Origin of the sequence: Paenibacillus sp. FSL R5-0470, from assembly GCF_037975205.1 — a bacterium.
GTDB lineage: Bacteria > Bacillota > Bacilli > Paenibacillales > Paenibacillaceae > Paenibacillus_AQ.
Genome location: NZ_CP150238.1, coordinates 6,519,802 through 6,544,386 on the forward strand (window position 1 = coordinate 6,519,802; position 24,585 = coordinate 6,544,386).

The window sequence follows — 24,585 nt, forward strand, 5'->3', positions numbered from 1 at the left end:
AATTTTTATTTGTATTTCTAAAATTGAAAGCCTTTACAAAACTGATATTACACGATAATATAACACTTAATTATAAATTCTTAACATTAGTTTCGATTTATAAATACGGATTATATTGTAAAATCCTCCCTTAAACAGGTAGCCTAAAGGAGATTATCCATGCTAGACATTACTGCTGTCCTCGAACGCAATATGGCGAAGAATCGCTATCAAAACTATATGCACCCTTCCTATGAGCACGAAAAGAAGCTCGTCTATGCAATCCAACGCATTGATCGTGAAGGTGCCGTTAAAATATTGAATGAAATCAACTTGCTGGAACGAGCCAACCTGTCACCGAAGCCTTTGCAGTCGTTGAAATATTCTCTAGTCGCTAGCTGCACCATTTTTACGCGTGCGATCATTGAGGCGGGAGTCGATTCCGAGTCCGCGTTCATTCTCAGTGACCATTACATCAACTTAATTGATGAGAGCGACTCGATCGTGAAGACCGTTGAGATTGAATACCTCATGCTAAATAGCTTTATTAGTGTCATCTCAACCCATCGTTCGTATTCGTATGGACCCATCATTAATAAGACCATCGCCTATATTAAAAAGCACATTGAAGAGAAGCCTACGCTAGAGCGAGTTGCGGAAATCGTGCAGTTGCATCCGAATTACCTCGCAACGCTATTCAAACAAGAAACAGGGAGCACTGTCCTCAACTTCATCCATAAAGAAAGAATGGATGCGATCAAGAACTTCCTGATCCATACAAATATGGCGCTTCAGGATATTAGTGATATCTTCGGCTTCGCTTCCTCTGCCTACTTCTCTACCTACTGCAAGACGCATCTAGGCATGACCGCAAGGGAGTATCGAAAAGATCACATGAAATGACAAGCAAAAAGGCGAATTCTCATTCATAGCTGAATGGAATCTCGCCTTTTGGTCCCCCTAATGATTACTTTGCATAACTATCTCTTCGGTGGTTGCGGTGTAATCAGGAAGTTAACCGGCAAATTACTACCAGATGCTGCAGTGAACAATATCTCAACAGAGCCCCCTTCATCACCTGTACGATAAACCACACTATTCAAGTTTGCATTTGTAATACTGCCGGTACTTGGCATTTGAACAATTTGACCATTCACCATAACAGGTCCCATATAATTACCACCACGCGGGTTAAAGGTAATTAATGAATTTGGAGCAACATGTTCAAATTTGATTTTGTATAGTACTCCGAAGTTGCCTGCATTGGATGCACCAGTTCCTGACATAGGGTCGGTGCCCATCAAATTCAAATCACTTGAATTATCACCGATGAGAAGTCTCGCAGGTGTTCTCCCTACTTCATCCGTAACAGTCATGATACGTGTAGAATCAGCATAAGTCCCTCGGTTATGCACACCATCACGATCCAGTATTGGAAGCATAGGAAGTGTGGTTAACGGATCTTTATTCGCATCAATCATCATAACATTGTATTCAATAGGATAATCACTATATAAGTCCGCTTGGAGTGAAACGATTTCGCTCGGTTTTATTGCAATATTATTCAGATCAGACAGGATAGAGACGCTTTCACCAGGTTGCAGGACCGTTGTCTTGTAATCTTTTTTCGTTTGCATGGATTCCCAGTAACGTTGCACTGAGAGTTTACCCGTAGCTTCCGGAAAGGGATGTGGGCCTCCAACTCCTAAATATTCTGTTGTGATCGTCGTAGGGGATAGATTGTTGTTCTTAGCTATCACATATACCTTCATTTTAGTATTCATATTATTCTTGTGGTGAATCAAAAAGCGGGTTCCACCGAACGATGTTTCACGATAAGTAATCCCTTCCATATTTATGGTTTCTGGACTGTTAGCGCGAATAAGATTATAAGGCTCAGAAGTGAGCGTATAAGCTACCTTCTTCCAGTTTGTAACATTTGATCCGTCAATATCAAATACACTACCCGGAGAAGCGAACAATCTATAGAAATCTTCCTTACTGTACAAGACTTCACCCGTAATATTAATGACTTTTTCAAAAGTGCTGATTGCGCCATGTGAATCTTCTACTTGAATAGAAACTGTTGCAGGACCAGGCGTGAAGAAAGCTTCCGCTTTATTTGTCCAGGTCGTTGTTTTAATTGTATCTCCGTCTGGGTCGGTGCTCATATCCGTATAAGTGATCATCTCACCCATTTTGTAGGAATTCTTATCGGTCGTAAAATTTGCAACCGGCGGTGTATTCGGTTTTAGAATCGTGATCGTCGTGGAGTAAGGATCACTCCATTGTCCATTAGCATCCCTAACAGAGTAGGATACTACATATTGCCCAGGTGTATCATAGATATCCTGCTTCCCTTCCCACTTCTCTTCAACTATGGCTGAACCAATCGGTGAAGAGCTAGAAGTCAGGAAATTCACTGGATCACCAGCATAAATTATAGCCGGTACTGTAAAAGAAGCTTTAGGCTTCAAATTTAGCGAAAGAATGACTCGTTTTTGCACATTATCCACGGTATACGGAATGCCCAGCGCCCCAGTAATGGACGTCAATGGAATCATAAAGGTTCCTTTGAATTGATATGCTGGACCTTTCATTGTCACATTTTTACCATTTACGGAATAAATCTTACTGTCTGTCTTGAACCGCATAACGTCGCTGCCTTTAGTAACAATAGTCTCTTTCGTCTTATAATCGTAAATGTATTTCACACCTACACGTTCAACCATAGCTCTAATCGAAACGTAGGAAACGCCATTCTTCACTGCCATTGGCTGATTAGCCAAATATTCAATGCCATTCTGATACATTTTGTTACTATTCATCATAAGTACAAGCTGATTGCTAGCCCCTGCATTAACTACATCAGTTGTAATCGGTGGTGTAGTGGTCGCAGGTATAAGTGTAAGACTTGGACTCGGTGTGGGGGATGGTAACGTTGTTAAAGTAGAATCGGTTGTTACCCCTGTAATTGGCGTTACTGTCGCTGTTGGTGTTGGTGTTGGTGTTGCTGTTGCCCCTTCTGCTACCGGACGTGTCAATGATGGCAATGGATCAGTAGCTTCTGGAATTAATTCCGCAACAGATGTAGTAGCCACTCTTACTCCACTGGTGTTACTGGAGGTAATATTTCCAGCTTCAGCAAAAACGGGCACTGCCGCAGCAGTCTGAGATACGGCCAATAGTACAACTAATGATAGTTTTTTTAAATGCATGATTTGACTCCTCTGCTCCATTTGTGAATATAAGTGGCCCCTAACTTTACCTTCCTCTTATATAACGAGACAGTGCTTTTACTTCATGGTACATTCATTATTTCAAATCGTATTATTTGACGCAGTAGATCTCAAAAAGTTTCATTATAAGTAAATAAAAAACAATGTTGTATATTAATTACACCATTCACCTCTATCTCCTTTATTTGTTTTTCCTATAAACTCCACCTAGGCTTTAACCCAATTCTCCAAGCAAGCATATACTAATGCCATAGAAACTACTGGCACGCCGAAAATAAACTATGACCTTACCACTATCGGCGTACGGGCTGGAGGGAAATCCGTGCTAAACATCATCCACGCCTCTTCTGCAGAGACGCCCGCTTCACTACAAAACCATTTCGAGATTTTTCGTGAGCACACCATTGGAACTCGGCATCAGATCACCACACCCTATGGTAGACAGCCACTGCTGTATGCCGATTGGACCGCAAGCGGACGCTTATATGAACCGATTGAACGGAAGCTGCAGGAAGCCTTCGGTCCATATGTTAGTAATCCACATACAGACTCCAACACGACCGGTTTAACCATGACACTGGCTTATAATGAAGCGCGACAAATTATTAAAAAGCATGTAAATGCTGGCCCTCAGGACATCCTGCTCTTCTGCGGAAATGGAACAACAGGAGCCGTAAACAAGCTGCAGCGTATCATGGGCTTAAGACTCCCTGAGTGGATTCAGGACTATAGCTCCCATTCGATGGAGGAACGTCCTGTGATCTTCACCAGCCATATGGAGCATCATTCCAATATCCTTCCCTGGCAGGAGGGGATTGGTGATGTTGTGACTGTTCCTCCCGGAGAAAACGGAAATATAGATCTTCAGCAGCTTGAAGCCCAGTTGAAATTGTATCAGCATCGCCGCTGGAAAATCGGTTCATTTACGGCTTGCTCCAATGTGACCGGAATTCAGACTCCCTACCAGAAGCTTGCCGCGATTATGCACCGCCACGGAGGCCTATGTTTTGTAGATTTTGCCGCCAGTGCACCCTATGAGCCTATCGATATGCATCCTGTCTCACCGCTGGAGAAGCTGGATGCAATCTTTTTTTCTCCGCATAAATTTCTGGGTGGACCGGGCACGAATGGCGTTCTAATTTTTGATGAGGCTCTAAGTAATGGACGTATTCCTGACGAACCGGGTGGAGGTACAGTGGCTTGGGTCAATCCTTGGGGAGGACGGCGCTACACCAACGAAATAGAGATGCGGGAAGACGGGGGAACACCGGGGTTTCTGCAAGCTTTTCGGACGGCACTTTGCGTGAAGCTGAAGGAACAGATGAATGGAAACGGTCAATATATGGTGATTAGAGAGCACGAGCTATGCCAGCAATTAATGAACGGACTCCGTAGCATACCCGAATGCTCGCTGCTAGCTGGACATCATACAGAACGTCATGGCATTGTCTCTTTTACACTACGTGATATTCATTATAATCTTGCAGTTCAACTACTGAATGATCGCTTTGGTATACAAGCCCGGGGTGGTTGCTCTTGTGCAGGTCCTTATGGGCATTACTTACTTGAATTAGGGTGGGCGCAATCTGCTCAGATCGCTGAGGCAATTACTGTAGGAGACCAGTCGCTTAGACCGGGTTGGATCCGCATCTCTCTACACCCCATTATGAGGAATCAGGAGGTAGAGAGAATTGTATCCGCTGTACGAAATATCGTGATCCATTTCCAACAATGGAAACAGGACTATTTTTATGATGCTTCTACGAACAGTTGGACCCATATCTACAATGAGGATCCCGCAGAGGCGAAGGTCAAAGCGCTTTTTTCGGTGTAGTTCCCAGCTTATTGTGTAATGTCCTTCACCATGTCCAGATCGGCAGCACTAGCGTTGGAGATAACTTGTTCTACATTTTTACAACCTGGAATTACACTGGTTACTGCGGGATGCTGAAGGCACCACGCCAAAGCCCACTGCGCCATATCGAGTCCAGAAGGGACTTCATTGGCAGCAATTTCAGCTACAGCGCGCAGCTGTTTTTGCCTTACATCCTCTTTATGGTTAGCACGCACATCACCCTGACCAAATACCGCATCCGGCTTGTACTTGCCGCTTAAATAACCACTCGCTAACGGAACACGCGCCAACACACCTAATTTATGCTCGATGCAGAGTGGAAGAATCTCTTCCTCAGGTTGACGATCCAGCCGATTATATACTACTTGTATGGCCTCTGCTTGCACATCCGCTGCTGCAGAGGTCTGATGTACACCTGAGCCTGATGCACTTATCGAGACGCCTAAATGACGGATTTTCCCTGCCTGCTTCTGTCTGTCGAGCATGCTCCACAGCTTGTCATTATCGAATTGCTCATCCGTTCCGGAATGGAATTGATAGAGGTCGATGTACTCAGTCTGAAGTGCACGCAGGGAATCATCCAGTTGCTTCAGCACATCCTCAGCACGCCATAACTGTTCCCGCTGCAAATGTCCCTGAAAATGATGACCGAATTTCGTAGCTACAATCCAGTCCTCACGTTTCCGGCGAGCCAGATAACCCCCGATGAACTTCTCTGACAAGTGATCTCCATAACATTCTGCCGTATCAATCAGGTTAATACCGAGCTCTCCAGCCTCATCTAGCATGGCATCGACTTCTGCTTGAGTGAAATCCTTGCCCCACTCTCCACCGAACTGCCAAGTACCCAATCCGATCACCGATACATTCATCCCTGTACTGCCAAGTTTACGATATTTCATCATCATTTCCTCCTTTGTTCTATTAAAATAGTCCATTCACAGTACTAAGCGGCCTTGTTTCCATCTTCCACCGTTCTAGCGAACCGCGCCTCGATGGCTTTAACTCCCCATAGTGACAATCCAATAAACACCAAGACATAGATGATCTCCCACGGCTGGCGGATAAATCGTTCCAGATCATTTCCAATATATGAAACTGCGAATACCATGATCGCTTTGCCCACAGTGAGCGCAAGGAGGTATGAACGAAACCTCATACCAGCAAGACCAGCAGCCATATTAATTACAACGAAGGGGCCAACCGGGAATATACTAAGCAGAAATACATAACTGAATCCGCTTTGCCGCACCCATGTCATACTTTTGGCTACCTTTGGCCGTTCTGCCCATTTTCGCAGATACCGATGCGAAGCTACTTTGCGAATAATCCAAAATGTTGTCACACAGCCCGCAACCAAGCCGATCCAAGAATACAAAAAACCTAACCATAAACCATATACAGCCCCGTTTAATCCGACGATCGCAATAGTTGGTAGTGGTGGTATAAATGATTTCAAAAACGTTAACGCAATGCCCGGAAAGGGCCCAAACGAACGATATTGTTCAAGCAGATGCCGCAGATTATCCTCTGTCAGCCAAGACATAATATCAAGAAAGTACATAACCAGCTGATCTCCTCATCCGATTGGAATTCTTAACACCTGGTCTCAATTATACACGAAGTTGCGAGCATTCCTACAGCTGTTCCAATATAAAGAGAACAAGCTAGAACTACATGAATGACAGCGAGTAGACTGTCAGTTACCATAGATAGAAAATACATATGAGACAGGGGCGCATGGTTATGATCATCCATTCAGAAGCCTTGGATTTACAACGTACCACCGTACAGGATTTAGCGTTCGTTCTAGCCATCGAACAAAGTGAACTAAACCGCATCTATATTGGTCAATGGACTAAAGCGGAACACGCTGCAGCCCTCCAAGACCCAGATATTCTACATCTTACAATTTGGGATAGTTCAGGAAAAAGAGTCGGTTATATCATCATTACAGGACTTCAAGACACTCATCTTACCGTTTGTATTAAAAGAATCGTCATCCATTCCAAGGGGTTTGGGTATGGTAAGCTGTCGCTTTGTCTCGTGACCGACTGGATCTTTCGCCATACTGAATCACATCGCCTATGGTTAGATGTTAGAGACCATAACCACAGGGCGCGCCATGTCTATGAAAGCTGTGGCTTTACACTGGAAGGTACTCTACGTGACTGTATAAAAGTAGGAGAACACTTTGAATCTCTGCATATCATGTCCATATTACGGCATGAGTATATGGAGCGTGAGTAGCAGCGACAGCAATAGATTAGGGAAATCCTCCCTGATTTTTGGTCTTTCAGGTGCCTATAACTGCAAATCAGGGAAAACCTCCCTAATATTTAGCGAATTTGAGCAAAATCGGCGTATTTCAGGGATTTTTAGGGAGGATTTCCCTAAAACGTCTATTCGGGACCATTATCAGCTACTTTTTAGGGAGGATTTCCCTAAAAAGTGTATTCCGCGATGATAATCGGCTATTTTCAGGGAAGTTATCTCCACGCCCCTTTCATGCGCACAATAAAAAGCCGAGCAGTAGGCCCCCTATCCTGCGCAGGCTCACTACTCAGCTTCAAATCCCCTCACTTCAAACCTCTCCACTGTAACAACCCACCTGCTCACCTTCCGCCCTCAGCTCCGCAACCACAAGGGTTGTCACGTACTTACGGGCATCCGCTGTCAGCAGTAACAGCTCTACCGAGCTTTTAGCCGGCTCCCCTCTGACAAATTTTATTCGGGCACCGTCTAAACCCTCTTGGATGCTGGCAATCGTATATCCTTTAAAAAGCAGCCCATCAATCTCCTGCTGTTCTTTGGCATATTCCGCAAAAGCAGACATTAGACTACACCTCCGCTAATTTCCGTCTTGGAAGGAAGAGGAACCTCCGCTGCAAAACGCTTGCGCTTTAAATATTTTCCCGACCCCGGTTTACCAACAAATTGCTTGTCTCGAATCACAAACTCGCCTCGACTGAGGACGGAAACAGGCTCTCCCTTTACTTCAAAGCCCTCAAACGCATTATAATCGACGTTCATATGATGTGTTTCTGCGGAGAGTATTCTTTCTACAGCCGGATCAAAAATAACCAAGTCAGCGTCACTGCCTACCGCGACCGTGCCTTTTTGCGGATACAAGCCAAACAGCTTGGCGCTAGAGGTAGCAATAATGTCTACGAATTTGTTCAATGAGATCCGGCCTTTCTGCACACCTTCCGAATATAGAATTGTAAACCGGTCCTCAATGGTCGGCCCACCGTTCGGGATTTTGGAGAAATCGCCTAGCCCCAGATCCTTTTGTCCTTTGAAATCAAACGAGCACTGGTCAGAGCCAATCGTCTGCAAGCTGCCGCTCCATAGCGCATCCCACAAAACATCCTGATTCCACTGCTCACGCAGGGGCGGAGACCAAACGTATTTAGCACCTTCGAAATTAGGCTTTTCCAGCGCCGTTTGATCCAGCACTAAATACTGTGGACAAGTCTCGCCGTAGACGCGCAGTCCCTTTTTACGCGCTTCAGCAATCTTCCAAGCAGCTTCCGCACAGGTCACGTGTACAACATACAGCTGAGAATCTGTCAGTTCGGTTAGATAAGCTGCGCGTCCCGTAGCTTCACCCTCCAGCTCCGGTGGGCGGGTCAGCGCATGAAAGATCGGGTCGGTATTGCCTGCGGCCAAAGCCTGCTCTACAAGATATTCAATGACATCTCCATTCTCCGCATGCACCATAACGAGTGCACCTTCTTTTTTCGCAGCTTGGAGGGTCTTAAAAAGAGTGCCGTCATCCGCCTGAAAAGTATTCTTATAAGCCATAAATACTTTGAGCGAGGTAATGCCTTCATTCTCAATTATCTCCGGAAGCTCACCCAGTACTTTATCGTTTAATTCTGAGACCATAAGGTGGAAGCTGTAATCAATCACCGCTTTATCCTGCGACTTATGATGCCATGTATCTACGGCTTGCTGTAGCGGTTGCCCTTTGGTGGTTAAGCAAAAATCAATGACTGTGGTCGTTCCGCCATATGCAGCCGCAATGGTTCCCGTCTCGAAATCATCGGCTGTAACCGTGCCGCCAAAAGGCATATCCAGATGCGTATGAGGATCAATGCCTCCAGGAAAAACATAACACCCCGAGGCATCAATAATTTCCGCACCAGGGACATCCAAATGAAGGCCAATCTCCGTAATAACCCCGTTTTCAATCGCCACATCGCCTGTATAAGTATCTGCTGCGGTAACGATGATGCCATTTTTAATAATCTTTTTCATCCTTACACCACCTCCACTTCCGAATAGGTGCCATTCAAACTGCCGATCACTTTCTGCCGCTGGTTCCAAGTCAGTGGGGCTGCCCCGGTATCCACTGGAACCATATCAATCGCGCCGTCTGCTGGACAGACAATAGAACAAAGATTACAACCTACACAATCTTCCTCGCGGACCTGTAGAATAGCTTTCCCATCTGCATTAGTTAACATATCAATACATTGATGTGAAGCATCTTCGCAGGCAATATGGCATTTATTACAGTTGATGCAGTTGTTCTCATTAATACGGGCAACGACCTTATAGTTGAGATCCAGATCACCCCAGTTGGAGTATCTGGATACCGATTTGCCGATTAACTCTGTTACGGAAGCCAAACCTTTGTCATCCAAATAGTTGTTCAGGCCATCGATCATTTCCTCCACAATCCGGAAGCCATGATGCATGACCGCTGTACATACTTGAATGCCCGTAGCACCCATCAACATGAATTCAACAACATCCTGCCAGGTTGATATCCCTCCAATACCGGAGATAGGAATGCCAACTCCCCGGTCACGGGCACACTCGGCCACCATACTAAGCGCAATTGGTTTCACAGCCGGCCCGCAGTAACCGCCATGCGCACCCTGACCCCCAACATTCGGAATTGTGTTCCAGCTATGAATATCTACACCAGCAAGACTGTTGATCGTGTTGATCATACTAATCGCGTCCGCTCCACCCTTAACCGCATGGCGGGCAACGACGGTGATATCCGTAATGTTGGGCGTCAGCTTCACAATCACTGGGGTCGTCGCAACTTCTTTTACCCAGGTGGTCTGTGCCTGCACCAGATCAGGCTGCTGCCCGGAAGCAGCACCCATTCCACGCTCAGCCATCCCGTGCGGACAGCCAAAGTTAAGCTCCAGACCGTCTACACCCACATCCTCTACCCGCTTAACAATCTCATGCCATTTATGCTGCGTTGGTTCTACCATCAGGGAGGCTATAATCGCATGATTCGGAAATCTTTTCTTCGTTTCATAAATTTCCTTCAGATTAACTTCAAGCGGACGGTCGGTGATCAGTTCAATATTGTTAAAGCCCGCAACCCGTTGCCCATTGAAATTTACTGCCGCAAAACGCGATGAGGTATTAATGATCGGATCACCGAGCGTCTTCCACACCGCACCACCCCAACCTTCTTCAAAGGCCCGCTGCACTTGATAGCCTGTATTCGTAGGGGGCGCAGAGGCCAGCCAGAACGGATTCGGTGATTTGATTCCTGCGAGATTAATACTTAAATCTGCCATTGATGTTCCCTCCTGTCATGTAAAATCCAATTTGATCTCTACGCTCAACCCGCAGATCTAATAACGGCATCCTGCTGACCTGAGAATTGTTTAACAATCGCATGGGCCGCATCTTTTCCCTGCTGGGCCGCGGATACAACCATGGCCTCGCCTTTGCCTGAACCAAATATGATATCGCCAGCGGCATAAATTTGCGGATCGGAGGTTTGACAGGTGGCTTCATCCACCTTTACAACCCCACGGTCATGCACAAGGCCTAAGGAATCTATTAGATCTAGGCGACGCTTTTGACCAATAGCTATTACAACCGCATCTACAGGAATCAAGAACTCAGAACCCTCGATCGGCATAGGTACTGGACGTCCATCTTTGCCCAGCTCCTCTGTCAGCTTCATCTGCACACATTCCAGTCCGGTTACGTTCCCAAACTCATCACCCACGATACGTTTCGGTAAGATAAGCCAGTTGAACTCCACACCTTCCTGCTTCGCAAATTCATATTCAAACTCATAAGCCGTCATCTCTTCGCGGGTCCGGCGGTAGACCATTTTTACATTTGAGGCCCCCAGCCGCACTGAGCATGTAGCTGCATCAATAGCTGTATTACCCGCACCAATGACAGCGACCCGCTGACCCATCAGCTCTAGCAAAGGAATGCCAGTCTTAGTGGATTCTACGAGTGCAATGGCGTCGTATACGCCAGCCAATTTTTCACCTTCAATCCCTATCGGAGGCACATAACCCATACCCGCTGCCAAAACGATGGCATCATAGTTCGACTTCAGCTCATCTACAGAAACATCCACTCCGACTTTTACACCTGTACGTATTTCCACACCCAGCTTCTCTACCTGCTCTACTTCCCAAAGAGATACAGACTGCGGGAGCCGAAACGATACAATCCCATGTGTATCCAGCCCACCCGCTAACGCCTTTGCTTCGTAGATCACAACAGCAAAACCTTCACGGGCGAGCTCCCTAGCCGCAGACAATCCCGCAGGACCACCACCGATTACGGCTACCTTTTTCCCATTAAGGGTGCCAGCCTTAAATAATTGAACTCCGCTGTTCATCGCCCAATCTGTTGCATAACGCTGCAGCAGTCCGATTTGGATCGGCGCCGAGGCATCATTTAACACACAGGCTCCTTCACACAGCTCATCTGTAGGACAAACACGAGCACAGCTGGCACCTACAGGATTGGAATCCATAATCGTCTGTGCCGAGCCTTTCAAATTGTCAGTAGCGATCCGTTTGATAAAGGAGGGAATATTAATGCTGGTCGGACATGCTTTTATACAGGGGGCATCGTAGCAATATAGACAGCGATTGGACTCATCCAGGGCACCCTTATGGGTCAGAGGCGGCTCAGCCTCGGCGAAATTGCGCATGAACATATCAGGTGTAAATGCTGTTAACGGAGATGAATGCTCCATCACTAGTCCCTCCTTATGGGTAATTTTTCATATTTGTGTTATATAATATAACATTATTTCAAGTTTTGTCTGAATATTTTGCTTCCATCTTTAATTTATTGTAGTAATATAAGCATTAACAGAAATTATCTCTCAACGTTCTTCCTAATTAGGTTATATATACTGACATCCGTTAATCAAACTATAGTCATTTCGAATTTTCGTTGCATTAGACACTTTGTCTAATTTCAAAACTGTATTTTTTACGTGTGAGAATAGGCTGAGAATAACAGGGCGTTAGCCGAAGGCCAGAGCGCAGAAGATCGAGGGGGAGTAACTATGGACTGGGAGCTTGTATTAACCATTCGTGACGCTTTAAAAAGACCACTATTCGCAGAAGCCGAGGTGATCGGCGGGAAAAGCGGCCTAAGCCGTGCCATTCGCTGGGTGCATGTACTGGAAAGTGCCAACTTCGAGACTCTGATTCATGGCGAAGAAATGATTTTGACTACGGGGATTGGTGCAAGTGTCGATCTCCCTTCCTCCTTGGAGTTTATGCAGAACCTGATCGACAAAAATGCAGCTTGCCTATGTATTGAGTTAGGTACGTATTTCAGCACCATCCCGCAAGAGATGATCGACTTAGCCGACAGGCATGACTTTCCGCTAATCATCTTCACCCGCACGGTTCGTTTCGTAGATATCACGTTGGATCTTCACTCGATTATCATTAACCGGCATCACCGGATGCTCCAAGAACTTGAAAAAATCTCACGTGAATTCCACCGCCTGACCTTAACTTCACAAGGAACGCTGAAAGTGCTGCAATTATTGTGCAAAAGTACCCGCACACAAATAGTCTATATGCAGCTGCAAGGCAAACCCTTATTTTTCCCGGCACTTCCGCCGGAAGAGCAGGCTCCATTGCTGAATTTTTTCACCGCCTTCGGCGACGAGCTGGAAGGAATTCAACCTGACGTTGCCCCCTACACCCGAGAATATGGACAGAAGACGATTGCAATCAAGCCTGTAGGTGCGCTGGATCAGACCTGGGCTTACATTCTGATGGTATGCAATCACAAACCACAGGAGTTCGACTGTCTGCTGCTGGATTCCGCCTCTTTGTCCATTGCACAAGAGCTGCTGCGGACGCGGTATATGGAGGAGCGTAAGCTTTTTTCAGAAAATCTATGGGTCGACGAGCTGATCAATGGCCGCATCGAAGATGATAACCGCTTAAAGGGCCTGATCGGCTCCAATTTCAACGTGGTCAACGAGCTCCCTTACCGTGTATGCCTTATAGAGATCAAGAACCCCAGAGATGTAAAATGGAACAGCTCGGAGAACGAATGGGAGTCCATTACCTTCCACCTTTCGCTCATCCTGCGTTCCATCTTTGAGAAATATTCTTTACGTCCGCTGATCACCCTTAAGAACAATCGCCTCACCGTCATCGCCCTCGATATCCAATCGAAAATGCCTGGAAAAATGCGACTTCAACAAGCACTTGAAGCCCTGCAGAACATCCGCTCCGATGAGAAGCTCAAGGATTTGCAGCTCGTCATTGGAGTCAGCAAATCGCATAAGCGCCTAAAACGAGCCTATTCCGGTTATCAGGAAGCCCTACAGGCATTGTCGTTATACTCCTGTTACCAGAAGTCACTGCTCTTCTATGAAGAGCTGGGTGTATTCCAGTTGCTGTTGAGCTTAAATGACGGAAAAACGTTGCAGAACTTCATTCGCAGTTATCTCGGCCCGCTAATCGACCACGACCAAACCAAAGGCAGCGAGCTGCTGCTTACCCTTCGCGTTTATCTGGATCATGATGGTTCCAAACAAATTGCCGCTCGAAACTTATTCATTGTCAGACAGTCCCTTTATTATCGTCTGGACAAAATAACAGAGCTACTGGGTGAAGACTTCATGCAGCCAGAGAATCGGATCTCCATTCAAGTCGCCCTGCGCGCTTACCAATTTCTATATCCAGACAAAATCACTTTGCCTATTCCCCGTTCAGCACAGATTTAAAAGTATCGATAATAAATTCTATATCTTCATCCGTGGAGGATAACGGCGGGGCGAAGGTAAGCACATTGTTGAACCCAGCTACGGTATCGCCATTTTTGCCGATGATAAGCCCCTTGGACTTACATTCGGCAATAATCCCTTTCACAATACTCAGATCAACTGGCTTTTTGCTAACCTTATCATCAACCAGCTCGATGCCTGTCACTAAACCAAAGCTGCGAACATCACCCACAAGCTTGTGATCAAGCAGCTCAGTAAATTCTGTATTTATTCTTTTACCTAAAAGATCCGCACGTTCCACCAGCTTCTCCTGCTCGATAATCTCCAGATTACGCAGCGCCAGCGCACAAGAAGCAGGATTGCCACCAAAAGTATTCACATGGCGGAAATAGCCATAATCATCGCTATTGTCCTTAAATACCTTATAGATATCCTTACGAACAGCAGTCGCGGATAAAGGAAGATAAGCGCTAGTCAGTCCCTTAGCCATCGTTACGATGTCAGGCTTCACATTAAAGTTGTGATGACCAAACTTACGTCCAGAACGTCCGAATCCACAAATCACCTCATCCATAATGAGCAACACACCGTGCTTACGGCAGATTTCCTGCACCCGATCTAAATAAACCTGATGCGGTACAATGACCCCACCACCCGTAATTACAGGCTCCATAATCACCGCAGCTACCGTCTCCACGCCTTCCCAGATGATCATATCCTCTATGGACTGTGCACACTGGAGGTTGAATTCTTCCACAGTCATCCCGACCGGGCGGCGATAGCTGTCCGGGGGAGCTACATGCAGAAAACCACCCGCCAACGGTTCATATTTATATTTGCGCTGGGCCTGGCCCGTTGCAGATAATGCCCCAAGTGAACTGCCATGGTACCCACGATAACGGGCAATGAATTTATGGCGATAATGCTGGCCGATTTGCTGCTGGTACTGGCGGGCCATTTTGAAAGCAGCCTCATTGGCTTCCGATCCACTATTGGAAAAAAAGATCACATAATCGTCTCCGAGCCACTCATTCAGCTTCTCCGCCAGCGCAATCGCCGGGAGATGACTTTGTGTCAGAGGAAAATATGGCAGGGTCAGCAATTGATTGTAAGCAGCTTCCGCCAGCTCCTTGCGCCCGTATCCCACATTTACACACCACAGGCCAGACATCCCGTCCAAAAATCGATTGCCCTGTATATCTGTAATCCACGACCCACTTGCCGAGGCGGCAATCATAGGCGGATTCTTTTCACTATAAGGTGTAATGTTGTGCCATAAATATTTCTGATCCTTCTTCACCGCAAGCTCACTATCATTCCCCAGACTCTGCATAACATTTTCTCCTCTCAGCAGCTCATTTTCTCTAATAACGGGCAGTGATCATCTTTTTACGCGTATAGAACTCCACCCCATCACGCCCATTGGCATGCAGGTCTCCATAGAATGATTTCTTATAACCCGAGAAGGGGAAAAAGGCCATGGGCGCAGGCACACCCAGATTCACACCCAACATCCCTGCATCAATCTCTTCCCGGAACTCGCGGATCGCTTTAGCGCTATCTGTGTAAATGCACGCCCCATTCGCGAATGGAGACTGATTCGTTACCGCAATCGCTTCACTTAAACTCTTCACACGGATCACAGACAACACCGGTGCAAAAATCTCATCCTTCCAGAGGGTCATTCCCGGCTGTACATGATCAAATATCGTCGGTCCGATAAAATAACCCACACCGCCCACAGCAGCATCTTTCCGCCCATCTCTCACTAACTCGGCTTGTTCAGCTTCACCAGTCTCAATGTAATAAAGAGTCCGATCCTTATTCGACTGGCGAATTACTGGACCCAAAAACACCCCGTCATCAGCACCATTACCAATCTTAAGCTCATCTGCAGCCGCAGCCAGACGACTCACTAGCTCGTCAGCAATATCCTCATGAACCACTACAACCGAGCAAGCCATACACCGCTCACCCGCTGAGCCAAACGCAGCGGCAATTATATTCTTCACCGCATTATCCAGCTCCGCATCAGGTAACACAATCGAGTGATTCTTAGCGCCTGCCAATGCCTGAACCCGCTTCCCCTGCGCCGTCCCCGCCTTATATACATATTCCGCAACCGGCTGCGAACCGACGAACGAAATCGCCTTCACTTCATCATGCTCCAGCAGCCCGTTCACCACCTCATGCGCTCCATGAACCACATTCAGCACACCTGGTGGAAAGCCCGCTTCAGCAAATAATTCAGCTAACCGATTGACCAGCAGAGGCGTACGCTCAGAAGGCTTCAGCACAAAGGTATTCCCGCAAGCAATGGCGAGCGGAAACATCCAGCAAGGAACCATCATCGGAAAATTAAACGGGGCAATCCCCCCGATAACCCCCAATGGATAGCGGTACATTCCGGATTCAATTCCGGTAGCAATATCCGGAAGCTGGCTGCCCATCATCAACGTGGGGATGCCTGCGGCAAACTCCACACACTCAATTCCACGCTGCACCTCACCTTGTGCCTCTTCCAGACTTTTTCCATTCTCCAGCGTAATCAGCAGGGCCAGCTCATGCCAATGCTTTACCAGCAGCTGTTGATATTGAAAAAAGTAGCGGGCGCGACGCGGCACAGCGACCCTTTTCCACGCTTGAAATGCCACAGCAGCCGCTTCTACCGCCGCACTCAGCTCTTCCTTACTGGAAATGGGCACATAAGCAATCACTTCACCCGTCGCCGGATTATATACCTCTTCATCTCGCCCAGACGACGATTCTACCCAAGCTCCATTCACATAATTCTTAACTCTTTCACCCTGCGTTACTAGGAGAGACATAGCTCGCACCTCTTTCTCTGTTTCAGATGCACTGATGGACTGCTGATTATAATAGATGACCGCCAGATCAGGCGGCCATCCACTATAACATTAAGCTCAGTTGGTTATTTTGCTGCCATTTCTACGATTTCGTTCGTATAAGCCTCATCTACCTTAGCAGGCTCTTTAATAACACCGAACTTTTGCGAAATATCAGCCGTTTGCTGGAACGCCGCTGCATCGGTATATCCCATCTTCGCACTATCAAAGCCCTCAGGCAGAATCAGCTTGGCAACCTCGGTCATCATTGTCAGCTGATGTTCCTTCGTCGTACTGCCGTCTTCCGCTTGCTTCATCACACTGTCCACGGCAGCTGCAGGATCAGCAATTGCAGCTTTCCAGCCCTTCAGGGAGGCACGTACAAACTTTGCTGCAGTCTCTTTATTCTCCGCAAGCCATTCCTTATTCGCGAACAAGTTATCCTCAAGCATCGCAACGCCTTCTGTATTCATGTCGATGACGTTCAGATCCTCAGCCTTAATACCTGACTCCAACACCACTTGGTACTCGTTATAAGTCATCGCTGAGGCCGCATCGATCTGATCGCCCAAGAACTGATCCATCGTGAACCCTTGCTTCGTAAAACTTAGATCCTTATTCGGATCGAACTTATATTTATCGAATAACGCTAATAGTTCAAATTCGTTGCCACCCATCCAGTTGCCGACTTTTTTACCCTTAAGATCAGCGGCTGAGTTGATGCCCGCCGATTTTTTGGAGACCAGGACCAATCCGCTCTTTTGATAGATTTGCGCGATCTGCACCAGCGGCATTCCCTCTTCAAGACTCGGCAGCAAGCTGGCTACCCAACCCACACCGATATCTGCGGAGCCACCTGCTACTTGCTGTTCCGGAACAATATCCGGACCTCCCGGCAAAATCTCTACATTCAATCCTTCTTCCTTGTAATATCCTTTATCCTGCGCTACAAAATATCCAGCAAATTGTGCCTGTGGCACCCATTTTAATTGCAGCTTCACTGTAACTGGATCAGCCGCTGGTTCAGCCGTAGCACTTGCCTCAGGAGCTGTAGAAGCTTCAGGGGCAGTCGTAGCTTCGGCTGCCGAGTTATTATTGTTGCCCCCGCAACCCGCCATTAAAGAAACACTTAACATCATCACGATCGCCAACAAACCACCACGAAATTTGCGTTTTTTCCCATTCATCAATCGAACTCCCCCTATCGTAATTTTGTTTGTAACAAGCGTAAACGCCTTCGTCGTCCTTATAAGGACGATAAGCATTTAAGCGAGAAATATAAGGATGATGTATAGTGTGAAACTTATAAATCCTTATATTTCAAGCAGCACAGTATGGACAATCATCGTGGTGCGTTGTATGCATACAGCCGTGGGCGGTTTCTCTTTTCCCTTCCCACTAGGACCGGATGTAATGATGTTATAGAGCTCATTTACGTTGCGAAGGATGCCACTTGATGAACACTTTCTCAAGCCGCTCAACCACTAGGTAGAAGAGCACGCCGGCAATTGCAGCCAGCACAATACAGGACCAGCCCAGTGGCATTTTGGCAACTTTAATGGAATTGGAGAGCAGGTACCCAAGCCCTTTTGAGGAAAAGAAGAATTCGCCGACAATCGCGCCAATCATACTCGCCGTCGCGTTGATCTTCAGTGCTGTAAATACATAGGGCAGGCTATTGCGAATCCGCAGATAACGAAACACTGCCGGCTTACCTGCCGCGTAGGAATGCATCAGAGCCAGCGCCAATGGATCAATCGTCGCCATGCCTTTATAGGCGTTGATCGCCATCGCTGCCATTGTAGTTGCTGTTACTATGGTAATTCGTGAGCCTATCCCATCTCCAAACCACAGATTCATAATGGGCGCGAGGGCGACGATGGGCACAGCATTTAGAGCAGCAACCAAAGTTAAACTTCCACTTCCCCAACGCGGCCACGCCGTAGCAGCTAAAGCGATCAGAAATCCGATAGCAGAACCAACCAACATTCCCAGCACAGCCTCAGTAAGGGTGTATCCGGTATAGGATAGCAACATGCTGAAATTATCCCTCATGGTCGTGGCAATTGCTGTGGGCAACGGCAGCTGATATTTCTTCAGATCAAAGATCTTATGAAAGAATTCGAACTCCCATAGCCCAAGAAACAACACCCCCGCCAATACAGGTAGCAGCACCCCTGCGCTAAATATCCTCTTCAGCATTCGTGAGCCGCCTCGACTCGCGGTAGCTTCCGCAGGTTTCGGAACGGCTACAGCATTCTTTTGTGTAGCCGTTAGCGCCGGCTGAGCCATTTCTTTACCACTAGAGCCTATAAATGAAGCCTCCCGAACGGAGTTGGTTTCCATTAGCGGCTACCTCCTTTCGGTCGAAATTCAGGCTGCCACGGCGCCACCAAACGTTCTATCAGACTGATCAACCAGTAACTTACAATCCCCAACAAAGCGCCGACAATCACCGTAGACCAGAACATGTAGGTATGAGAGCTGCCGTAGTAGAGATTACGCAGCATGATTACGCCAATCCCGTGCTGCGCACCCATGAGCTCTACCAGGATAGCACCAGTCACTGCGAGCGGAGCAGCAATCTTAAGCCCTCCGAACAAACCCGGCAGGGCCGCTGGAAATCTGAGTTTCCAATAGACTGCCCACGGCTTCGCTGCGTAAGAATACATTAATTCCAGCGCGGAAGGATCTACACTTCGCAAGCCACGCAGCATATTGAGAGCCACTGGGAAGAATGTAATATAACCCGAAATAATAATCCGTGAAGTCTGCTCATCTCTCACAATCCCATAAATGATCGGCGCCAGCCCCAGGATCGGAATCATCTGCGAGGCGATAGCGTAAGGAAAAGTTAACCGTTCTATCGTCTTCGACAAGCTCATTAGCACCGCCAGCGAAGCACCAGCCACCGCACCAATCAGGAAGCCAACACCAGCATTGCCAAAGGTGGCAGCCCCCTCCTTCAGAAGCGTGCCACTATACTTCCACAGCGTGGATAGCACCTCATGAACGTAGGGCAACTTGGACTGAGCTAACGGTGTCTCCACTACATGGAGCAGCATCCAGGAGGTTCCTTCCCAAACTAGCAGCAAACCAAATATCCAGACAAACAACGGCAGCAGGCGACCCCGTACAAAGATACTGCCCCCTTTCATCCCTACACCCCTTCAAAGCTGTCGCGAATACTTGCGATCAGTTCGAAAAACTCTGGGCTGTTTCTCATTTCCGCCGTTCGCGGACGTGGCAGAGGAATTTCAACCACAGCGGATAAGCGACCTGGATGCGGGGAAAGAACAAACACCCGGTCAGAGAGGAATATCGACTCAGGAATACTATGTGTTACGAAGACAATCGTGTTCTGCACCTTGCTCCAGACAGATAACAGTTCTTCGTTCAGACGCTCACGTGTAAACTCATCCAGTGCAGAGAACGGTTCATCCATCAGTAGAATTTCCGGCTCCATCGATAGCGCTCTGGCAATCGCTACTCTTTGCTGCATCCCCCCACTAAGTTGCCAAGGGTATTTATCCGCGAAGCTCTGCAAGCCCACTAGATCAAGAAGCTCCAGCGCCCTCTCTTCACGGATCGACTTTTTAACTCCCATCAGTTCCAGCGGCAATGTGATGTTATGCTTCACCTTCCGCCAGTCATACAGCACAGGACTTTGAAAAACAATGCCATATTTCTGCGCCAGCCTTGCCTCTTTAGCACTTTTTCCAGCGACTACAATGTTCCCGCCCGTTGGCGCGATGAGATCGGCCATCAGTCTCAAAAGCGTTGTTTTGCCACATCCTGAAGGTCCGAGCAGTGAGACGAACTCCCCCTTTGCAATATCAAGACTCACCTGATGCAGTGCAAGCACTTCCGCAGCTTCTGCCCTATAGCGCATTTCAACATTTTCCAGCTGAATTTCAGGAATATTTGTCGCGAGTAATGACATCCTCAGTCCCCCCTTATCAAAATAAGCTATGCAATTAATGTTAATTAATCTGACTCATTAGAGAGTGTGTCGAGTTAAAATCTTCTGTTGTGTAGTATTAACTAACATGTTACACGCTGCTCGCTGGACTCTCATTAGACAATTAGTAAAATAGCTCCCGCTAAATCACGTCATTTTGTCTAGGGGGACATTTATTCAAGTTTCAAATGAAGTGATTTTTAAATATTTGTAGATTTGTGGTAATATTTATCCATATCTTTCCTCATTAGGAGACAATAGACCCATGGGATCTGTAATTTCGAATTATATTGTTATTGTGGCTATATCTGGTGTCCTGAGCGTTTTACTAGCCCTTTTCGCCTACTATAAAAAAACGGATTTCTTAGGAATTAGAGCCTTTGTTATAAGCTCCTTCACTTCCGCGATTTATACCTTCGGCTTTGCACTAGAACTGTCGGGGAAAACACTGGAGGAAATGAGTTTTTGGATTAAAGTAGAGTACCTGGGGATGCCTTTTATAGCGCCCGCCAGCCTTATTATGGTGATGCATTTCGTAGGGCTGGAGAGTCTAATTAAAAAGGGCATGCGAGCAGCGCTATATATAATACCGTTCATCACAACACTGATGGTGTGGACCAATGATTACCACCACCTCTTCTATAAATCCATTTATTTGCGAGACAATACGCCCTCCCCACTCGTTGATGTAGTGATGGGACCTTGGTATATCGTTCACGGCAGCTTTACTTTTGGTTGTCTACTGGCAGCTATCTGCCTTATGTTATGGCAGTGGAACCGGATGAAACGGGTATACCGGAGACAAATCGTTACCATTCTAATTGGACTAAGCCTTCCAACGTTAGGCTCTTTTTTATATTTAATGGGCCTGACTCCCTACGGGATGGATCCCGTTCCCATCATTATGAGTATCACTTCCACCCTATATATCTGGGCTATCCTATCAAGAGGTATGCTAACAGCTGCGCCTATCGCCCGTGAGAATCTGTTCGAAAGCATGCGAGATGGGGTGCTTGTCACCGATCGTTCGGACATGCTCGTCGATTACAATCGCGCAGCCGCGGATATGATAGAAGGACTTAATTCCTCGGCGATTGGTAAACCGCTGGCTCAACTGTTTCTTAATGCCGGCAAAGATGCCTTGTCCTATGTTATGGATACAGAGCCACTGCTACGCGAAGAACGGGAAGTTGCTTGGATCAAAGGAGACGAGATTTGTTACTACCAAATTCGGTCCTCTCCCGTACAGAAACAAGGGGGATACTTAGCAGGACAAATGATCATGCTGATTGACGTAACTGAACGAATACTGCTTCAAGATAAGCTGCGTCAGTTGGCTACGATGGATAGTCTGACGGGGATTTATAACCGTACCTATTTTTTGGAGCTGAGCCGAGGGCTTCTTGTTCAGGCCGCGAGCAATCGGAGTTCACTATCGATTATTTTGCTGGATGTGGACTTCTTCAAAAGCATTAATGATCGATTCGGACATCAATATGGAGATCAAGCCCTTCAGCACATTGTCGAGGTATGCAACAGACATATCCGGGAGGGTGACATCTTCGGACGTTATGGCGGTGAGGAATTTGTGATCTGTTTGCCAGATACGTCGCTGAAGCAAGCCGCACAACTCTGCGAAACTATCCGCGCAGATATTGAACAAAGTATCTTGTATACGCTCATCGGGTCCATTAACGTGACTGCCAGCTTCGGAGTAGTAGAAGCCCTAAGTCCTAAAGCCACTCTAGAAGAGCTACTGTCAGAGGCTGACCATGCTCTGTACAGTTCCAAACGAAACGGACGCAATGCTGTCCACCTCTCCCAGAGATCAGAAATTACACTTTTCAAGCCTATATAAATCGCATCTTTGTCCCTCCCAGCGCATTCATCAGCCTGCCTTATTTTTCATAGTCTGTTTTTACGTTTAATAAGAGTTATCTGAAAATCTAATCAGAGTGTAGAAAAAATTCGCTTTATGGATATGGAGGCGCAAGAAATAATGAGGAACCATACAATGATGCAATTTTTTGAATGGCATGTCGCTGCGGATGGGAAACACTGGGATCGCCTGAAAGAAACAGCTTCCGCACTAAAAGCCGTAGGCATTGATTCTGTTTGGGTACCTCCTGTGACAAAGGCCGTCTCCGCCGACGATACAGGCTATGGCGTGTATGATCTATACGATCTGGGCGAATATGACCAAAAAGGTACGGTACGCACCAAATATGGCACCAAACAAGCACTGATTGAAGCCATTTCGGAATGTCAAAAAAACGGCATTGCCGTGTACGTTGATTTGGTCATGAATCACAAAGCAGGAGCGGATGAAAAGGAAGTCTTCCAGGTGATCGAGGTCGACCCTAATGACCGGATGAAAGAAATCTCCAAGCCTTTCGAGATTGAGGGCTGGACTAAATTCACCTTCCCCGGCCGCGGTGATGAACACTCTTCCTTTAAATGGAATCACAATCATTTTAACGGCACTGACTTTGACGCCAAATCGGGGCGAACAGGTGTATTCCGTATCACAGGCGAGAATAAAACATGGAACCAGAATGTTGACGACGAGTTCGGCAACTACGATTATCTAATGTTCGCAAATATTGATTACAGTCATCCAGAAGTCAAAAAAGAAATGATCCAATGGGGAAAATGGCTGGTGGACACGCTCCACTGCAGCGGCTTTCGCTTAGATGCCATCAAGCATATCAACCATGAGTTTGTGAAACAATTCGCGGTAGAAATGTTTAATAAATGTGAGAAGGATTTCTATATCGTGGGCGAGTTCTGGAATTCGGATTTAGAATCCTGCCGACAATTTCTAAATACCGTCGATTATAAGATCGACCTCTTCGATGTCTCCCTTCACTACAAGCTGCATTCAGCTTCCTTGGGGGGTAGAAACTTTGATTTAACCAAAATCCTCGACGACACACTGGTGCAGACCCATCCTACCAATGCTGTAACGTTCGTTGACAATCATGATTCTCAACCCCATGAAGCTCTGGAATCTTGGGTAGATGATTGGTTTAAGCAAAGTGCTTATGCACTTATCCTACTGCGACGCGACGGATATCCTGTGGTCTTTTATGGAGATTATTATGGGATCGAGGGACCTACACCTGTCGCAGGCAAAAAAGAGGCGATTGACCCGCTGCTATATACCCGCTATCACAAAGCCTATGGTGAGCAGAAGGATTATTTCGATCATCCTAACACGATTGGCTGGACACGACTCGGCGTGAAAGACATCGAACGCTCCGGCTGTGCGGTTGTGATTAGTAATGGTGAGAACGGTCAGAAAAGAATGTTCGTAGGGGAACAACGCGCGGGTGAAGCATGGGTAGATTTCACTCATAATCACAAGGCGACTATAACGATTGAAAAAGATGGCTGGGCGACCTTCCCGGTCAACGGTGGCAGCGTATCTGTCTGGGCTCTGCCTGATGAAAAAGCCGACGAAAAATAAGGGTTATGTTACTCAAAATAGATGAGGCTGCTCTCGAAAGTAGTGAATGCTGCTTACGGGGCAGCTTCATCTATTTTATGGAATAGTCCAAGTAAAGATCTCACTTAACCATTAAACCTTTTCAGATGGGTAATGATGGCAGACGATGATGAGGATATGCAGCGGGGATGGGCGGTGGACGGAGTGAGTTTAACAGTAATTAGGGAAAAGCTCCCTAAAAATATTCGATATTCGCTTA

General features: G+C 46.8%; 19 protein-coding genes. 6 read left to right on the forward strand and 13 right to left on the reverse strand.

The window, feature by feature from the left end; translation table 11 throughout:
* Window positions 1-159: 159 nt before the first annotated feature.
* On the forward strand, window positions 160-882 hold the full coding sequence (locus MKY99_RS28920; RefSeq protein WP_042192637.1) for a helix-turn-helix domain-containing protein: 723 nt from the start codon (window positions 160-162) through the stop codon (window positions 880-882).
* 77 nt (window positions 883-959) lie between these two features.
* Here the strand turns inward: MKY99_RS28920 and MKY99_RS28925 are convergent, their stop codons facing one another.
* Window positions 960-3,197 carry a stalk domain-containing protein gene (locus MKY99_RS28925; protein WP_339267707.1) on the reverse strand — a complete coding sequence of 746 codons (2,238 nt, stop codon included), beginning with the start codon at window positions 3,195-3,197 and terminating at the stop codon, window positions 960-962.
* Between the two features lie 343 nt (window positions 3,198-3,540).
* On the opposite strand from MKY99_RS28925, the gene MKY99_RS28930 reads away from it, so the two are divergent.
* Entirely contained in the window at window positions 3,541-5,052 is a 1,512-nt protein-coding gene (locus MKY99_RS28930; protein WP_339267709.1) for an aminotransferase class V-fold PLP-dependent enzyme, read from the forward strand.
* Between the two features lie 8 nt (window positions 5,053-5,060).
* On the opposite strand, the gene MKY99_RS28935 is transcribed toward MKY99_RS28930, so the two are convergent.
* Together MKY99_RS28935 and MKY99_RS28940 are read right to left on the reverse strand one after the other, a co-directional pair.
* Complete coding sequence (locus MKY99_RS28935; protein WP_339271824.1) at window positions 5,061-5,975, reverse strand: aldo/keto reductase; 915 nt, start codon at window positions 5,973-5,975, stop codon at window positions 5,061-5,063.
* Between the two features lie 44 nt (window positions 5,976-6,019).
* Window positions 6,020-6,637 (reverse strand): TVP38/TMEM64 family protein, encoded by a 618-nt coding sequence (locus tag MKY99_RS28940; protein ID WP_042192646.1) that lies wholly within the window; start codon window positions 6,635-6,637, stop codon window positions 6,020-6,022.
* 182 nt (window positions 6,638-6,819) lie between these two features.
* Between MKY99_RS28940 and MKY99_RS28945 the strand changes: the two genes are divergently transcribed.
* Window positions 6,820-7,323 (forward strand): GNAT family N-acetyltransferase, encoded by a 504-nt coding sequence (locus MKY99_RS28945; protein ID WP_339243882.1) that lies wholly within the window; start codon window positions 6,820-6,822, stop codon window positions 7,321-7,323.
* Between the two features lie 334 nt (window positions 7,324-7,657).
* Here the strand turns inward: MKY99_RS28945 and MKY99_RS28950 are convergent, their stop codons facing one another.
* The 4 genes from MKY99_RS28950 to MKY99_RS28965 are packed head-to-tail and all read right to left on the reverse strand — an operon-like array spanning window position 7,658 to window position 12,064.
* On the reverse strand, window positions 7,658-7,909 hold the full coding sequence (locus tag MKY99_RS28950; RefSeq protein ID WP_339267711.1) for a hypothetical protein: 252 nt from the start codon (window positions 7,907-7,909) through the stop codon (window positions 7,658-7,660).
* On the reverse strand, window positions 7,909-9,336 hold the full coding sequence (gene hydA, locus MKY99_RS28955; protein WP_339267713.1) for a dihydropyrimidinase: 1,428 nt from the start codon (window positions 9,334-9,336) through the stop codon (window positions 7,909-7,911). The genes MKY99_RS28950 and hydA overlap by 1 nt, the downstream gene beginning before the upstream one ends.
* A gap of 2 nt (window positions 9,337-9,338) precedes the next feature.
* A complete protein-coding gene (gene preA, locus MKY99_RS28960; protein ID WP_339267715.1) occupies window positions 9,339-10,628 on the reverse strand; it encodes an NAD-dependent dihydropyrimidine dehydrogenase subunit PreA in 1,290 nt (429 codons plus the stop codon).
* 44 nt (window positions 10,629-10,672) lie between these two features.
* Complete coding sequence (locus MKY99_RS28965; RefSeq protein ID WP_339267717.1) at window positions 10,673-12,064, reverse strand: NAD(P)-dependent oxidoreductase; 1,392 nt, start codon at window positions 12,062-12,064, stop codon at window positions 10,673-10,675.
* A 318-nt stretch (window positions 12,065-12,382) separates the two neighbouring features.
* Between MKY99_RS28965 and MKY99_RS28970 the strand changes: the two genes are divergently transcribed.
* Window positions 12,383-14,071 carry a PucR family transcriptional regulator ligand-binding domain-containing protein gene (locus tag MKY99_RS28970; protein ID WP_339267719.1) on the forward strand — a complete coding sequence of 563 codons (1,689 nt, stop codon included), beginning with the start codon at window positions 12,383-12,385 and terminating at the stop codon, window positions 14,069-14,071.
* On the opposite strand, the gene MKY99_RS28975 is transcribed toward MKY99_RS28970, so the two are convergent.
* From MKY99_RS28975 to MKY99_RS29000, 6 genes are all read right to left on the reverse strand, one after another.
* Entirely contained in the window at window positions 14,046-15,404 is a 1,359-nt protein-coding gene (locus tag MKY99_RS28975; RefSeq protein WP_339267721.1) for an aspartate aminotransferase family protein, read from the reverse strand. The genes MKY99_RS28970 and MKY99_RS28975 overlap by 26 nt on opposite strands.
* 31 nt (window positions 15,405-15,435) lie before the next feature.
* On the reverse strand, window positions 15,436-16,899 hold the full coding sequence (locus MKY99_RS28980) for a CoA-acylating methylmalonate-semialdehyde dehydrogenase (RefSeq protein WP_339267723.1): 1,464 nt from the start codon (window positions 16,897-16,899) through the stop codon (window positions 15,436-15,438).
* 104 nt (window positions 16,900-17,003) lie between these two features.
* Window positions 17,004-18,104 (reverse strand): ABC transporter substrate-binding protein, encoded by a 1,101-nt coding sequence (locus tag MKY99_RS28985; protein ID WP_339267725.1) that lies wholly within the window; start codon window positions 18,102-18,104, stop codon window positions 17,004-17,006.
* A gap of 241 nt (window positions 18,105-18,345) precedes the next feature.
* Entirely contained in the window at window positions 18,346-19,263 is a 918-nt protein-coding gene (locus tag MKY99_RS28990) for an ABC transporter permease (protein ID WP_339267727.1), read from the reverse strand.
* Window positions 19,263-20,075 (reverse strand): ABC transporter permease, encoded by an 813-nt coding sequence (locus MKY99_RS28995; RefSeq protein ID WP_339267729.1) that lies wholly within the window; start codon window positions 20,073-20,075, stop codon window positions 19,263-19,265. Before MKY99_RS28995 ends, MKY99_RS28990 begins: the two co-directional genes overlap by 1 nt.
* A gap of 2 nt (window positions 20,076-20,077) precedes the next feature.
* Window positions 20,078-20,860 carry an ABC transporter ATP-binding protein gene (locus MKY99_RS29000; RefSeq protein ID WP_076284892.1) on the reverse strand — a complete coding sequence of 261 codons (783 nt, stop codon included), beginning with the start codon at window positions 20,858-20,860 and terminating at the stop codon, window positions 20,078-20,080.
* A 283-nt stretch (window positions 20,861-21,143) separates the two neighbouring features.
* Here MKY99_RS29000 and MKY99_RS29005 point away from each other — a divergent pair, with 283 nt between their 5' ends.
* Together MKY99_RS29005 and MKY99_RS29010 are read left to right on the forward strand one after the other, a co-directional pair.
* Window positions 21,144-22,736: a histidine kinase N-terminal 7TM domain-containing protein gene (locus MKY99_RS29005; RefSeq protein WP_339267731.1), complete on the forward strand. Its 1,593-nt coding sequence runs from the start codon at window positions 21,144-21,146 to the stop codon at window positions 22,734-22,736.
* A gap of 138 nt (window positions 22,737-22,874) precedes the next feature.
* Window positions 22,875-24,347 (forward strand): alpha-amylase, encoded by a 1,473-nt coding sequence (locus tag MKY99_RS29010; protein WP_339248695.1) that lies wholly within the window; start codon window positions 22,875-22,877, stop codon window positions 24,345-24,347.
* Window positions 24,348-24,585 lie beyond the last annotated feature (238 nt).